The following is a 13028-nucleotide window of genomic DNA, read 5'->3' on the forward strand; positions in this document are numbered from 1 at the left end:
TTCGATCTCGCCCCGACAGGAGATCGCCATGCTGACCGCCGCCCCGCCCGCCACCGACTGCCAGGTCGAGCTCGACATCGCCGCCGGCCGCTACACCTGGAGCGTCGTGCGCCCCGACGGCATGCGCCTGTCCGGGACCGCCAGCGACCCGGCCTTCGCCCAGAGCCAGACCGCCCTGGCCGCCGTGATGCTCGACGCCTTCGCCTCGCTGAAGCGGCGGCGTTTCTAGGCGCCCGTCCGCGTCTTCGCCTCGTCTTGGCCATGGGGCGGGTGTAAGCGTCGCCTTCGCCCGTTTCGCAAAGGCCCTTTCATGCGCGCGCTCGTTTCCCCCGCCCTGGCCCTCGCCCTGACGCTCGGCGTCTCGGTCGCCGCCCTCTCTTCCGCCCCCGCCCTGGCCGCGCCCGAGAGCTACGCGACCATCCGCATGAAGACCGACACCGCCTTCCTCAGCCCCGAGGAGCGCAAGGTGGTGAACCTGCTGATCCAGGCCGCCGACCAGATGACGGCCATCTACGACAAGCAGGCGGTCGCCCAGGGCGGCGCCGACGGCCCGGGCCACGGCTTCTATCCGCCGGGCATGACCAAGGCGGAATTCGAGACCTATCTGGCCGCCCATCCCGACCAGAAGGCGTCATTGATGGACGCCTATACGGTGGTCCGCCGCGACGGCGACAAGCTGGTCGCCGTGCCCTATTCGGAGGCCTACAAGCCCGAGCTGGCCAAGGCCGCCGCCCTGCTGGACGAGGCCGCCAAGGTCACCACCAACGCCAGCCTCAAGCGCTTCCTGACGCTGCGGGCCCAGTCGTTCCGCTCCAACGACTACTTCCAGTCCGAGATGGCCTGGATGGACCTGGAAGGCACGCCGATCGAGGTCGCCATCGGTCCGTACGAGACCTACACCGACGAGATGATCGGCCAGAAGGCCGCCTTCGAGGCCTTCGTCACCCTGAAGAACCCGACCGAGAGCCAGGCCCTCGACAAGTACAAGGCCTATCTGCGCGACATGGAAGCCAACCTTCCGGTGGCCGACGCCTACAAGAACTTCAAGCGCGGCGGGGCCTCGCCGATCGCCGTGGCCGAGCAGATCCGCGGCGGCGGCGACAATCTGCACGGCCCGCAGACCGTGGCCTTCAACCTGCCCAACGACGAGCGGGTGCGCGAGGCCAAGGGCGCCAAGAAGGTGATCCTGTCCAACGTGCTGGCCGCCAAGTACGAGGGCATCCTCTCGCCCATCGCCTCGCGCGTGCTGGTCGCCGACCAGGCCGCCCTGGTCAGCCAGAAGTACATGACGCTGGAGACCCTGTTCCATGAGCTGTCGCACAGCCTGGGCCCGGGCTCGATCACCGTCGCCGGCCGCGCCACCACCGTCTCGGCCGAGCTGAAGGACATCGCCGGCACCGCCGAGGAGGCCAAGGCCGACGTCATGGGGGCCTGGAACATCCTCTTCATGATGGAGAAGAACGAGATCCCGGCCGCCGAGCGCCCGCAGCTCTTCGCCACCTACACCGCCGGCATCTTCCGCGCCGCCCGCTGGGGCGACGAGGAAGCCCACGGCCGCGGCGCGGCCCTGCAGTACGGCTACCTGAAAGCCAAGGGCGCCTTCGTCTTCGACCCCGTCGCCAAGCGCTACCGCATCGACGACGCCAAGATGGCCGCCGGCATCCGCGACCTGGTGGCCGACATCGTCAAGCTGCAGGGCGACGGCGACTACGCCGGCATGGTCGCCTTCTTCGACCGCTACGCCCACCTCGACGACGACGCCCGCGGCGTGATCGCCACGCTGAAGGACATCCCCGTGGACATCACCCCGGTCTATCCGGAGAAGGTGTGAGGACGAAGGCCGCCCGAAAGGAACCTCCCCCCATGGGGGAGGTGATCGCGTAGCGATCGGTGGGGGGAGTAGGTGCGAAATCGGCCGATGGTCGGGAAGCTGAAAACGCCCCCCACCGGCCTTCGGCCGCCTCCCCCACAGGGGGAGGTTCTCTTACGCCGGCGCGAAATCCACGCCCTGCACCTGGTTCAGGTCGCAGTCGCGGAAGCTCGCCTTGGCGATGCGGGCGCCGGTGAAGTCGGCGCCGCGCAGGTCGGCGCCGTCGAGGATGGCTTCGGAGAGGTCGGCGGTCTGGACCATGGCGTAGCGCATGCGGGCGGCCGCCAGGCTGACCTGGGTCTGGCGCTGGGGTCCCAGCGGCAGCGGCGACAGATAGGCCTGGCGCAGGTCGGCCTTGGTCAGGTTGGCGCCGGTCAGCTTGGCCCCGCGCAGGTCGGCGCCGCGCAGATTGGCCGCGCGCAGGTCGGCGTTCTGCAGGTTCGCGCCCTGCAACTGGGCGCCGGACAGGTCCATGCCGACCATGCAGGCGCCCTTGGCGGTCATGGCGGTCAGGCGCAGGCCCTTCAGCCGGTCGCCCAGCGGACGCAGGTCCTCGCCGTCGAGACGGGCCGCCGCGCCTTCCTTGCCGCCGGTCTGGCACCATTGCTGGTTGGCCAGGCAGCGGGCGTAGAGCTCGCGGGCCTTGTTCACGGCTTCCGGCGTCGAGGCTGTCAGCGCCCCGGTCATGTGCGCGCCGCTGGTCCGCGCGGTCGAGGTGTCGACCCCGGCCATCACCGAGCCCTGCAGGTTGGCGCCCTCGAGGTTGGCGCCCTTGATGTCGGCGTTGTCGAGGATGGCGCCGGCGAGGTTGGCTTCCTTCAGGTTGGCGCCCGACAGCTTGGCCCCGCGCAGGGAGCAGTCGGAGAAGTCGGCCTTGAAGGCCGAGACGCCGGTGAACTGCGAGCCGTCGAGGGTCGCGCCCGAGAAGTTGACCTCGTCGACCTCGCCGTTGCGGGTCTCGTGCTTGAGGGTGTCCAGGCCCTTGCGGGGGTGCGGGATGGCGATCTGGCCTTCGCGGAAGTCGGCCTGGGTCAGGTCGGCCTGCGAGAGGTTGGCGCCGCGCAGGCAGGCCCCACGCAGGTCGGCGCGTTGCAGGCTGGCTTGGCGCAGGTCGGCCTTGCGCAGGTCGCAGCCGAACAGGCTGGCGCGATCCAGCTTGGTGCGCACCATGCGGCAGCCGTCGAGGATGGAGGCCGACAGGTCGGCGTCGGTCAGGTTGCGGAACGACAGGTCCAGGCCCGACAGGTTCATGAAGCGCAGCGAGGCGCGCTTGCCGCCCTGCTTGCCGGTCACGAACTTCTCGTGGGCCGTGACGAGCATGTCGAGTTCGGCCTGGCTGAGCTTGCGGCGGCCCGCAAGATTCTGCACGGCGTTCATTGCGGGACCCCCTCCCGACTCTGCGTAAGTCTCTTGAATTTCATCGGATAACAGGAATCGACGAGCGAACGGTTAAGGCCGCGTCTTTTCGTCACATTTGCTCAGATGACGTCGTCCAACCCCCGCGCGCCCAGCCGGATCGCGCCGGTCAGGTCGACGTCCTTGAGGTTGCCGTTGGTGAAGTTGGCGCGCGACAGGTCCGCCCCCGCCAGGCATGCACCGCGCAGGTCGGCCCGGGCCAGGTCGGCGTTGGTCAGCAGCACGCCGGTCAGGTCGGCCGGCAGCAGCCGGTCCTTGCCGATCAGCAGCGGGCCCAGCTGGGCGTCGCGCAGGTCCGAGCCCGAGAGCTTGGCGCCCTTCAGCCGCGCCCCGCGCAGGTCGGCCCGGCGCAGGTTGCAGGCCCGCAGGTCCGCCCCCTCCAGCTGGGCGCCCTGCATCTGCACGCCTTCCATATCGAGGCCGTAGAACACCGCACCCTTGGCCGTCAGGGCCGTCAGGTTGAAGCCGCGGATGCTCTTCAGATTGCGCAGGTCGGCCCTGTCGAACGACGACGGCTTGCCCTCGGCCCCGCCGGTCTCGCACCAGCGGGCGTGGTCGGCGATCATCTGCTCGTAGGGCATGTCGGAGACGTCGACGCCCGAGGCCTTGTCGGTCAGCGCCCCTTCCATGCTGGCCCCGGTGACGTTCCAGGACAGGGTTTTCACCCCCACCAGCACGGTGTTGCGCAGGTCGGCGCCCGACAGGTTGGCGCCCGACAGGTCGGCCCCGGCCATGTTGGCGCCGTTGAAATTGGCCTGCTTGAGGTTGGCGCGCACCAGCTTGGCGTCTTTCAGGATCGCGTCGCTGAAGTCGGCCTTGGTGGCGACGATGCCCGACAGCCGCGAGCGCTCCAGATTGGCGCCCGAGAGGTTGGCGCCGGCCGCATAGGCCTCGCGCTGCACCGGCTCGATGATGCGATAGCCCTTCTCGCGGTCGGCGGCGGCGATCTGGCCTTCGCGCAGGTCGGCCTCGAACATGTCGGCGCCGGTCAGGTTGGCGCCGCGCAGGCTGGAGCCGCGCAGATCCGAGCGCCGCAGCGAGGAGTCGGTCAGGTCCGCTCCCTGCATGTCGGCGCCGTAGAGATTGGCGTTGTCGAGCTTGCAGCGGCGCAGGTCCGCGCCGACCAGCAGCGCGCCGGTGAAGTCGGCGTCGCACAGGTTACGGCCGGCCAGCACCAGTCCGGAAAGGTCGCAGAAGGCGAACACCGCGCGCGCTCCGCCCAGCCGAGCCGACCACAGGCGGTCGTGCTTGGCGCAGATCACGTCGACTTCTTGTTGCGTCAGGCGCCGGTGTTCCTGGCCTGCCGCTGCCGGGGTGTTCATGCAAGCTCGCGTCTTCGTCCCCTTAGGGTACGCCTACTTGATGCGCCTGGCAGCATTAACGTCGTGTTTCCAGGCACTTCCTGCGCGCAGAGAGCACCTGAAACGACCTAGGGTTCCTTTCGTCCTCGGACGAAAGGAACCCCGAAAGATCTGGAACCAGACCTGGATCAGCCGATGGCCGGCAGCTTTTCGGCGCGGGCCTCGTCGAGGTAACGGGCGCCCACCGGCTTCAGGTCGGCGTCGAGCTCGATGGCCAGCGGATTGCCGGTGGGGATCTCGACCTTGACGATCTGGTCGTCCGGCACCGCGAACAGATGCTTGACGATGGCGCGCAGCGAGTTGCCGTGGGCGGCGACCAGGATGTTCTCGCCGGCCTTCAGCTTGGGGGCGATGGCTTCTTCCCAGTAGGGCAGCACGCGGACGAGCGTGGTGGCCAGGCTCTCGGTCGAGGGCAGGTTCGCGCCTTTGTAGCGGCGGTCGCTGGCGAAGTCGTACTCGCCGCCGGGGGCCAGTTCCGGGGGCGGAACATCGTAGGACCGGCGCCAGATCGTGACCTGCTCCTCGCCGTGCTTCTCGGCGGTCTCGGCCTTGTTCAGGCCGGTCAGGCCGCCGTAGTGGCGCTCGTTCAGGCGCCAGTCCTTGGTCACCGGCACGAAGCTTTGCGAAGCCGCGTCGAGCGCCAGGTTGCAGGTGCGGATGGCGCGGGTCTGGACCGAGGTGAAGGCCTCGTCGATGTCGAGCCCGGCGGCCTTGATCAGTTCGCCGCCCTTGCGGGCCTGGGCCTCGCCCTCGGCGGTGAGATCCACGTCCACCCAGCCGGTGAAGCGGTTCTCGAGGTTCCACTGGCTCTGGCCGTGGCGAAGCAGGACGAGGACGGGCATCGGAACTCCCTTGATTGATCAAGGGCGGGCTAAGGCCGCGCGGGGCCGGCGTCAAGCCGCGCAACGCCGGACGGCGCCCCAAGGCCGCGCAGAGCCTGGCGACGGAAGCGGGCGACGCGACGTCAAGCATCGCCCCTGTCGCGCCACGAACGACGTGCTATAGCCGGACCATGCCCGATCGCATCTTCATGCCTATCTGCGCGTTCATCGCTCTGGCGCTGGTCGCCCTGTCCCTGGTCTGGCCGCAGGGTTACGGCGCCCGCTCGCCCGCCCCGTTCGGCTCGACCCCGCTCCAGCAGACTCCGGAGATGAAGGCCCTGATCGAGAAGGAAAAGGCCTCGGCCCGTCGCAGCGAGGAACGCCGGCGGCGCGAAGCCGCCGTGGAAGCCGCCGCCGGCGGCGACCCCGCGCAATAGGCGCCCTGCACGAAGCCAAATCTCGATCAACCGTCACATTGATCGATCATCGTCATACGAAGAGGGTGGCGGACAACCACCCCGACAGCTAAACGCACCCTGCCACTCATTGAAGCGAGCTCCTATGTTCTCGACTCCCCGCGCCGATCTGGTTCCGAATACCGCTGCGTACGAAAACGAACCGCTGGTCAAGGCGACGGGCTTCCGCGAATACGATGCGCGCTGGCTGTTCGGCCCCGAGATCAACTTGCTGGGCATTCAGGCCCTGGGCCTGGGCCTGGGCACCTACATCCAGGAACTGGGCCAGTCGAAGATCGTGGTCGGCCACGACTTCCGCTCCTATTCCTCGTCGATCAAGAACGCCCTGATCCTGGGCCTGCTGAGCGCCGGCTGCGAAGTGCACGACATCGGCCTGGCTCTGTCGCCCACCGCCTATTTCGCCCAGTTCGACCTCGACATCCCGTGCGTCGCCATGGTCACCGCCAGCCACAACGAGAACGGCTGGACCGGCGTGAAGATGGGCGCCCAGAAGCCGCTGACCTTCGGTCCGGACGAGATGGGCAAGCTCAAGGACATCGTCCTGAACGCCAAGTTCGTCGAGCGTGACGGCGGCAAGCTGATCCGCGTCGAAGGCCAGGCCGAGCGCTACATCGCTAACGTCGCCACCCGCGCCCAGATCAGCCGTCCGCTGAAGGTGCTGGCCGCCTGCGGCAACGGCACCGCCGGCGCCTTCGCCGTCGACGCCCTGCAGCGCATGGGCGTGTCGGACGTCGTCGGCATGGACACCGACCTCGACTACACCTTCCCCAAGTACAATCCGAACCCGGAAGACCTGGAGATGCTGCACGAGATGGCCAAGGCCGTCCGTGAGCACGGCGCGGACCTGGCCTTCGGCTTCGACGGCGACGGCGACCGCTGCGGCGTCGTGGACGACGAGGGCGAGGAGATCTTCGCCGACAAGATCGGCCTGATGCTGGCCCGCGACCTGGCCCCGCTGCACCCGGGCGCGACCTTCGTCGTCGACGTCAAGTCGACCGGCCTCTACGCCACCGACCCGATCCTGAAAGAGCACGGCTGCAAGGTCATCTACTGGAAGACCGGCCACAGCTACATCAAGCGCAAGAGCGCCGAGACGGGCGCCCTGGCCGGCTTCGAAAAGAGCGGCCACTTCTTCATGAACGCCCCGCTGGGCTACGGCTACGACTGCGGCCTGACCGCCGCCGCCGCCGTGCTGGCCATGCTCGACCGCAACCCGGACAAGAAGCTGTCGGACCTGCGCAAGGCCCTGCCGATCGCCTTCACCTCGCTGACCATGAGCCCGCACTGCGACGACGAGAAGAAGTACGGCGTCGTCGCCGAGGTGGTGAAGGAATACGAAGACCTGTTCGCCGCCGGCGGCTCGATCCTGGGTCGGAAGATCGTCGAGGTCATCACCGTCAACGGCGTGCGCGTCCACCTGGACGACGGCTCGTGGGTGCTGGTTCGCGCCTCGTCGAACAAGCCCGAAGTGGTGGTCGTGGTCGAGAGCACCCAGTCGGAAGACGACATGAAGGCCCTCTTCCACCAGGAAGTGAAGCCGCGCCTGGGCGCCCGCGTCGGCAAGTACAACCAGGAAATCTGATCGGCCCCACGGCCCTGACGAACGAAAGGCCGGGGAGCGATCCCCGGCCTTTTTGTTTTGGCGGTCCCCCGCTGTTCGCCAGCCCACAATTGCTCGTCATCCCGGCTCTACGCTTCGCTTCGGCCGGGATGACGACGGGTGTTGCGGGCTGGAGGCGACACCGCCCTCAGACCTTCGCCTCAAGCACCTCGCCGATCCGATCGAGCAACGCCTTGCCGGTAAAGGGCTTCATCACGTAGCCGGCCGCGCCCAGCTGCAAAGCCTGGACGATGCGGTCGAGCCGCCCCTCCCCCGTCAGCATCAGCACCGGGATCTCGGCCCCGCCCGGCGCGGCCTTGAGGCTGCGCAGGGCGTCGAGCCCCGACAGCCCCGGCATGCGCACGTCGAGCAGGATCAGGGCCGGCGGCGCGGCCTCGACCGCCGACAGCAGGTCTTCCACCGTCGGATAGGTCCGCACGGCGTAGCCGCCGCGCCCGAGCTGGATCTCGACCAGCTCGCGCGTCAGGGCGTCGTCGTCGGCGACATAGATCAGCGGCGGCGTGACCAGCATGGCGTCCCGAAAGGTTAACGTCGTTGCTTACCGCGCCCGTGGAGTCGCGCAAGTGCGCAGACGCACAAACAGCCCCGGTTCGGGGCCGGCGCGCGCCGGCGGGTCAGCGCGTACCGAAAGTGCGGTCGCCGGCGTCGCCCAGGCCCGGAACGATATAGCCGTGGTCGTTGAGCGAGGCGTCGACCGCCGCCGTCCAGATCTGCACGTCGGGGTGGGCCGCGCGCAGGGTCTCCACGCCCGGGACCGAAGCCAGCAGGCAGACGAACCGCAGGTCGCGCACGCCGCGCTTCTTCAGGAGGTCGATCGCCGCGACGGCCGTGTGGCCGGTGGCCAGCATCGGATCGACGACGATGACCAGGCGGTCGGCGATGTCTTCCGGGGTCTTGAAGTAGTACTCGACGGCCTCGAGGGTCTCGGGATCGCGATAGAGGCCGATATGGGCCACGCGGGCCGACGGCACCAGGTCGAGCATGCCCTCGGCCATCCCCAGGCCCGCGCGCAGGATCGGGGCGAAGACCAGCTTCTTGCCGGCGATGACCTTGGCCTTGGTCGGGGCGACAGGGGTCTGGATCTCGACCTCGTCCATCGAAAGCTCGCGGGTGACCTCGTAGCAGATCAGGGTCGAGGTCTCGCGCATCAGGGCGCGGAAGGTCTTGGTGGAGGTTTCCTTGTCCCGCATCAGGGTCAGCTTGTGCTGCACCAGCGGGTGATCGACGATCGTGACGCCCTGGGCGGTCTGGGTGTTCATGGGCGGCGACATCCTGGTCTTGAAACGGCTCTGCCGCTCAAGTGCCGCCTTCTTGGCCCAAGGCCAAGCGATAATCAGCCGGCCAGACCGACGATCGTCCTGAAGGCCCACACGGTGCAGGCGATGCAGACCAGCAGCGTCATGAAGTCGGCCATTCCCGACCTCCGCTTCGCTGCCTTGATCTTCTTCGCCACGCCCGCCTCGCTGTCCCCTGCGTACGGGCATCCTCACGCATCAGCCTGAACACGACGCTTCCAAACGCGGTTAAGCCGCCGTTTTCCAAAAGAAAAGCCGCGCCGCGCTTCCTGGGGGAGGATGAAGCGCGACGCGGCCGGTACAGCCGGGTCATTGGGGGAGGAACCCGGCTGGGATCCTTAGCCGTGCAGCTTGATGGCCGCGGCGGCGATCAGCTCGCCCTGGTGGCGGGCGCCGTCCAGGTCGATCTGGGTCGGCTGGCGGCTGCCGTCGCCGCCGGCGACCGTGGTGGCGCCGTAGGGCGCGCCGCCGACGATCTCGTCGTTGCTCATCTGGCCCTGGTGGCTATAGGGCAGGCCGATGATCGTCATGCCGAAGTGCAGCAGGTTGGTGATGATCGAGAACAGAGTGGTTTCCTGGCCGCCGTGCTGGCTGGCGGTCGAGACGAACGCGCCGCCGACCTTGCCGTTCAGCGCGCCGCGGGCCCACAGGCCGCCGGCCTGGTCGAGGAACGCGGCCATCTGCGAGCTCAGGCGGCCGAAACGCGTGCCGGTGCCGATGATGATGGCGTCGTAGTCGGCCAGTTCGGCGACGGTGGCGATCGGGGCTTCCTGGTCGAGCTTGAAGTGAGCGCCCTTGGCGATCTCTTCCGGCACGGTTTCGGGAACGCGCTTGATGTCGACGGTCGCGCCGGCGCTGCGAGCGCCTTCGGCGACGGCCTTGGCCATCGTCTCGATGTGGCCGTACGACGAGTAGTAAAGGACCAGAACCTTGGCCATGGGAGTCTCCTAGAGAAAGCTTCGTCTGAAGTTGGGGAGGAAAAGACGCGGCGACTGCCGCCGCGTCTTGAAGGTTTAGGCGGCGTCCACCAGCACGAGTTCGGCGTCTTCCAGAGCCTTGACCCGGATGGTGTTCTCGTTGGCGATCGCCGCGCCGTCGCGGGTGTCGAGCTTGACGCCGTTGACTTCGACCTTGCCGGTCGAGGGCACGAGGTAGGCGTGGCGGCCGTCGCCCAGCGAATACTCGGTCTCTTCACCCGCCTTCAGCGTCGCGCCCAGGACGCGGGCGTCGGTGCGGATCGGCAGGGCGTCGGCGTCGCCTTCGAAGCCGCTGGCCAGGGCCACGAACTTGCCGGAGCGGTCGCCCTTGGGGAAAGGCTTGGCGCCCCAGGCGGGCGGTTCGCCGCCACGGTCCGGGATGATCCAGATCTGGAAGATCTTGGTCACGCCCGGCTCGAGGTTGTACTCCGAGTGGCGGATGCCGGTGCCGGCGCTCATCACCTGCACGTCGCCCGCTTCGGTGCGGCCCTTGTTGCCCAGGCTGTCCTGGTGGGTGATCGCCCCCTCGCGAACGTAGGTGATGATCTCCATGTCGTTGTGCGGGTGCGGCGGGAAGCCGGTGCCGGCGGCGATGGTGTCGTCGTTCCAGACCCGCAGGGCGCCCCAATTGACGCGCTTGGGATCATGGTAGCCGGCGAACGAGAAGTGGTGCTTGGCGTCGAGCCAACCGTGGTTGGCGCCGCCCAGGCTGTCGAACTTGCGAACTTCGATCATGTCGATCTCCCGGTGTGTCTGGGTGGAGAAGCCGCGGCGGCGTCTCCGTTGACGAGGAAGATGGAGACAGATCGCTCGATCCGAAATAGAAATGGTCGAAAGAAACCATTTCCAAAAACGACATGATGAAACTCCCTGACTTCGAGGCCTGGGCCGTGTTCGCCAAGGTGGCCGAGACCGGCTCGTTCGCGCGGGCCGCCAAGGACCTGGGCCTGTCCAACGCCACGGTCTCCAAGGCCGTATCGCGCCTGGAACAGCGGCTGGGCGCGACCCTCTTCCACCGCACCTCGCGCCGGCTGTCTCTGACCGACAGCGGCCAGAGCTCGCTGGAGGCCGCCAGCCGCCTGCTGGCCGACGGCGAGACGCTGGAGCTGGAGGCATCGGCCCAGTCGGCCGTGCCGCGCGGCCTGGTGCGCCTGGCCGCGCCGATGTCGTTCGGCATCGGCTATCTGGGCCCTGCCCTCTCGGACTTCTTCGCCCTCTATCCCGAGGTGTCGGTCGAGCTGTCGCTGTCGGACCAGCTGGTCGACATCGTCGAGGACGGCTTCGATCTGGCCCTGCGGATCTCGGCCCTGGAGGATTCCAGCCTGCTGGCCCGGCGGCTATGCCCGGTGCGGGTAATGCTGGTCGGCTCGCCCGACTATTTCGACCGCCATGGGCGGCCCAGCCATCCTAAGGACCTGACCGGCCACCGCGCCCTCTTCTACACCGGCGGCCGCTCGCGCGACGCCTGGCGGTTCGAGCACGCCCAGCAGGGCCAATACGCCATCAGCGTGCCCGCCCAGCTGCGCGCCAACAACGCCGACGTCTTCCGCGCCCTGCTGCTGGAGGGCCAGGCCCTGGCCATGCAACCCGACTTCATGGTCTGGAACGACGTCGCCGACGGCCGCCTGGAGCAGGTGCTGGCCGACTGGACCCCGCCCCCGATCGCCATGCACCTGGTCACCCCGCCCAGCGCCATCCGGCCGGCGCGGGTGCGCGTGCTGATGGAGTTCCTGGCCGAACGGCTGGCCAAGGCGCCGTGGCTGGGGTGAGCTCCAAGGGTCGTCATCCCGGCCGCAGCGAAGCGGAGAGCCGGGACCCAGGGGCAGGCGCACTGCGGTCGCCCCTGGGTCCCGGGTCTGCGGCCCGCTTCGCGGACCTTCGCCCGGGATGACGCGCTAAAATTCAGAAGCCTCGATAGCGAAACCGCCTCTGGAACTTCCGGGCGACCGCTGCTAGGAAGTCGCCTCTTCGCTTCGCCCCCGGGCAAGCAGCGAAGCGCGGGCGTGGTGAAACTGGTAGACGCGCCGGACTCAAAATCCGGTTCCGAAAGGAGTGTCGGTTCGACCCCGACCGCCCGCACCAGCTTATCTGACAAGGGTTTGTGTCGTCGGGCGGTGGGCTTCCGCGAGGAGGCGCGCGTCAGTCCGGATGCAGGACATCTCTCCGTCGCCTCCCTCGCCCTTGTGGCGAGGGTCCATGCCGGCGACCGCTCAGACCCAGGCCATTCTGCAAAGGTCTGAGCAGCGGAACGATGGATCCTGGGCACAAGGCCCAGGAAGGCGATCGATGGCGATTTCAACTCACACGCTTCGGCTCATACGCCTGTGCGCAGACGAACGAAGCCCCGGCTGTCGTCCGGACCAGGCCTCAAGCCCCCTTCAGCCAGACCCTGACCTGCCACGCCGCGCCGTCGTCCTCGACGAAGTCCGTCGCCCAGGCCAGCACGTCGGGGTGGGTGATCCAGAACCCGTAGGGCGGCGCGTGGCCGGTGTTCTCGAAGCTCAGGTCATGGTCCCGGTCTTCCGGCACATCGGCGTTGGGCATGGCCCACTGCTCTTCCGGCGGCGGGTCCATGGCGTCGACGAAGTGCAGGTGCGCCCGCACCAGCCCCGTCTCCGACGCACCGGTCGCCACCTCGCGCGTCGCCGGATGACGCCGCAGGAACGCGACGCCGGCTTCGGTGGTCAGGACGATGGGCTTCAGGGCGGAAAGCGGGGTTGTCATGCCGGCAAACTAGTCGAGGCCGCCGGCGGGCGCCAAGCCGGCCCATGGGCGAGATCGCGCAGCGCCACGTCCGATCACGCGGACATCGAGCCGCACGCGATCAGGCCGCCAGCAAGAGACGGTTTTGTCGATCGATCAGATGAAGACTTGAAAGACTAGTCGAGATCTTCGTCGGCGGCCGCGGGAACTTCCCGCCAATTGCGGACCAGAATCACGCCGCCCCAAACCACGACGCCGACCGCCAACGCAATCAGCGCCGGCCATTGGACCAGTTCCATTTGTTTCTCTCCCCTTATTTTTCTCGATGCAATCACAGCTTGGCGGGCGGCGCTACTGGGTTTGATCGTATGGGGATGATTTCACGGATCGGCGTTAGGCCGGCTTCCAGATGCTCCCCCTCTGGGGGAGCTGTCGCGGAGCGACTGAGGGGGGTCGCTGCATAGACCGGGGAAGGGGGGGGGGGGGGG

Annotated in this window: 14 protein-coding genes, 1 tRNA gene and 1 pseudogene; 7 read left to right on the forward strand and 9 right to left on the reverse strand. The window is 68.1% G+C overall.

The features are described from left to right. Positions 1-28 precede the first annotated feature (28 nt). Complete coding sequence (locus AC07N1_RS22050; RefSeq protein WP_494673732.1) at positions 29-229, forward strand: hypothetical protein; 201 nt, start codon at positions 29-31, stop codon at positions 227-229. A gap of 81 nt (positions 230-310) precedes the next feature. Then, the gene (locus AC07N1_RS22055; RefSeq protein WP_494673733.1) at positions 311-1831 is read left to right on the forward strand and encodes a DUF8614 domain-containing protein; all 1521 of its coding nucleotides are present in this window, start codon (positions 311-313) and stop codon (positions 1829-1831) included. A gap of 153 nt (positions 1832-1984) precedes the next feature. Here the strand turns inward: AC07N1_RS22055 and AC07N1_RS22060 are convergent, their stop codons facing one another. The 3 genes from AC07N1_RS22060 to gpmA all read right to left on the reverse strand — a co-directional run bounded on the left by AC07N1_RS22060 (position 1985) and on the right by gpmA (position 5489). Continuing rightward, positions 1985-3247 (reverse strand): pentapeptide repeat-containing protein, encoded by a 1263-nt coding sequence (locus AC07N1_RS22060; protein WP_494673734.1) that lies wholly within the window; start codon positions 3245-3247, stop codon positions 1985-1987. Between the two features lie 101 nt (positions 3248-3348). Further along, positions 3349-4608 carry a pentapeptide repeat-containing protein gene (locus AC07N1_RS22065; protein ID WP_494673735.1) on the reverse strand — a complete coding sequence of 420 codons (1260 nt, stop codon included), beginning with the start codon at positions 4606-4608 and terminating at the stop codon, positions 3349-3351. Positions 4609-4775: 167 nt separating this feature from the next. Next, complete coding sequence (gpmA, locus tag AC07N1_RS22070; protein WP_494673736.1) at positions 4776-5489, reverse strand: 2,3-diphosphoglycerate-dependent phosphoglycerate mutase; 714 nt, start codon at positions 5487-5489, stop codon at positions 4776-4778. 170 nt (positions 5490-5659) lie between these two features. Here gpmA and AC07N1_RS22075 point away from each other — a divergent pair, with 170 nt between their 5' ends. Both AC07N1_RS22075 and AC07N1_RS22080 read left to right on the forward strand, forming a co-directional pair. After that, on the forward strand, positions 5660-5905 hold the full coding sequence (locus AC07N1_RS22075) for a hypothetical protein (RefSeq protein ID WP_494673737.1): 246 nt from the start codon (positions 5660-5662) through the stop codon (positions 5903-5905). Positions 5906-6029: 124 nt separating this feature from the next. Beyond that, a complete protein-coding gene (locus AC07N1_RS22080) occupies positions 6030-7526 on the forward strand; it encodes a phosphomannomutase/phosphoglucomutase (RefSeq protein ID WP_494673738.1) in 1497 nt (498 codons plus the stop codon). Between the two features lie 166 nt (positions 7527-7692). Here the strand turns inward: AC07N1_RS22080 and AC07N1_RS22085 are convergent, their stop codons facing one another. The 4 genes from AC07N1_RS22085 to AC07N1_RS22100 all read right to left on the reverse strand — a co-directional run bounded on the left by AC07N1_RS22085 (position 7693) and on the right by AC07N1_RS22100 (position 10572). Further along, positions 7693-8076 carry a response regulator gene (locus AC07N1_RS22085; RefSeq protein ID WP_494673739.1) on the reverse strand — a complete coding sequence of 128 codons (384 nt, stop codon included), beginning with the start codon at positions 8074-8076 and terminating at the stop codon, positions 7693-7695. A gap of 103 nt (positions 8077-8179) precedes the next feature. After that, on the reverse strand, positions 8180-8824 hold the full coding sequence (gene upp / locus AC07N1_RS22090) for a uracil phosphoribosyltransferase (protein ID WP_494673740.1): 645 nt from the start codon (positions 8822-8824) through the stop codon (positions 8180-8182). Between the two features lie 374 nt (positions 8825-9198). After that, positions 9199-9798 (reverse strand): NAD(P)H:quinone oxidoreductase, encoded by a 600-nt coding sequence (wrbA, locus tag AC07N1_RS22095; protein WP_494673741.1) that lies wholly within the window; start codon positions 9796-9798, stop codon positions 9199-9201. 75 nt (positions 9799-9873) lie between these two features. Continuing rightward, the gene (locus AC07N1_RS22100; RefSeq protein WP_494673742.1) at positions 9874-10572 is read right to left on the reverse strand and encodes a pirin family protein; all 699 of its coding nucleotides are present in this window, start codon (positions 10570-10572) and stop codon (positions 9874-9876) included. 125 nt (positions 10573-10697) lie between these two features. Here AC07N1_RS22100 and AC07N1_RS22105 point away from each other — a divergent pair, with 125 nt between their 5' ends. The 3 genes and pseudogenes from AC07N1_RS22105 (at position 10698) to AC07N1_RS22115 (ending at position 11919) form a co-directional block, all read left to right on the forward strand. Then, positions 10698-11606: a LysR family transcriptional regulator gene (locus AC07N1_RS22105; protein ID WP_494673758.1), complete on the forward strand. Its 909-nt coding sequence runs from the start codon at positions 10698-10700 to the stop codon at positions 11604-11606. A 14-nt stretch (positions 11607-11620) separates the two neighbouring features. Further along, a pseudogene (locus AC07N1_RS22110) lies at positions 11621-11728 on the forward strand (hypothetical protein); the annotation flags it as partial. 106 nt (positions 11729-11834) lie between these two features. After that, positions 11835-11919, forward strand: a tRNA-Leu gene (locus tag AC07N1_RS22115). A 285-nt stretch (positions 11920-12204) separates the two neighbouring features. Here the strand turns inward: AC07N1_RS22115 and AC07N1_RS22120 are convergent. Beyond that, positions 12205-12561, reverse strand: a complete 357-nt coding sequence (locus AC07N1_RS22120; RefSeq protein ID WP_494673743.1) for a hypothetical protein — start codon at positions 12559-12561, stop codon at positions 12205-12207. A 155-nt stretch (positions 12562-12716) separates the two neighbouring features. Next, positions 12717-12839 carry a hypothetical protein gene (locus AC07N1_RS22125; protein WP_494673744.1) on the reverse strand — a complete coding sequence of 41 codons (123 nt, stop codon included), beginning with the start codon at positions 12837-12839 and terminating at the stop codon, positions 12717-12719. Positions 12840-13028 lie beyond the last annotated feature (189 nt).

Source organism: Caulobacter sp. GW821-FHT09B11, assembly GCF_059418205.1.

Bases quoted from the DNA above. Each gene is read 5' to 3' on its own strand.
- AC07N1_RS22125 (WP_494673744.1), bottom strand. From the start codon at position 12,839: ATGGAACTGGTCCAATGGCCGGCGCTGATTGCGTTGGCGGTCGGCGTC.
- AC07N1_RS22120 (WP_494673743.1), bottom strand. From the start codon at position 12,561: ATGACAACCCCGCTTTCCGCCCTGAAGCCCATCGTCCTGACCACCGAA.
- gpmA (WP_494673736.1), bottom strand. From the start codon at position 5,489: ATGCCCGTCCTCGTCCTGCTTCGCCACGGCCAGAGCCAGTGGAACCTC.
- AC07N1_RS22080 (WP_494673738.1), top strand. From the start codon at position 6,030: ATGTTCTCGACTCCCCGCGCCGATCTGGTTCCGAATACCGCTGCGTAC.
- AC07N1_RS22065 (WP_494673735.1), bottom strand. From the start codon at position 4,608: ATGAACACCCCGGCAGCGGCAGGCCAGGAACACCGGCGCCTGACGCAA.
- AC07N1_RS22055 (WP_494673733.1), top strand. From the start codon at position 311: ATGCGCGCGCTCGTTTCCCCCGCCCTGGCCCTCGCCCTGACGCTCGGC.
- AC07N1_RS22085 (WP_494673739.1), bottom strand. From the start codon at position 8,076: ATGCTGGTCACGCCGCCGCTGATCTATGTCGCCGACGACGACGCCCTG.
- upp (WP_494673740.1), bottom strand. From the start codon at position 8,824: ATGAACACCCAGACCGCCCAGGGCGTCACGATCGTCGATCACCCGCTG.
- AC07N1_RS22105 (WP_494673758.1), top strand. From the start codon at position 10,698: ATGAAACTCCCTGACTTCGAGGCCTGGGCCGTGTTCGCCAAGGTGGCC.
- AC07N1_RS22060 (WP_494673734.1), bottom strand. From the start codon at position 3,247: ATGAACGCCGTGCAGAATCTTGCGGGCCGCCGCAAGCTCAGCCAGGCC.
- wrbA (WP_494673741.1), bottom strand. From the start codon at position 9,798: ATGGCCAAGGTTCTGGTCCTTTACTACTCGTCGTACGGCCACATCGAG.
- AC07N1_RS22100 (WP_494673742.1), bottom strand. From the start codon at position 10,572: ATGATCGAAGTTCGCAAGTTCGACAGCCTGGGCGGCGCCAACCACGGT.
- AC07N1_RS22075 (WP_494673737.1), top strand. From the start codon at position 5,660: ATGCCCGATCGCATCTTCATGCCTATCTGCGCGTTCATCGCTCTGGCG.
- AC07N1_RS22050 (WP_494673732.1), top strand. From the start codon at position 29: ATGCTGACCGCCGCCCCGCCCGCCACCGACTGCCAGGTCGAGCTCGAC.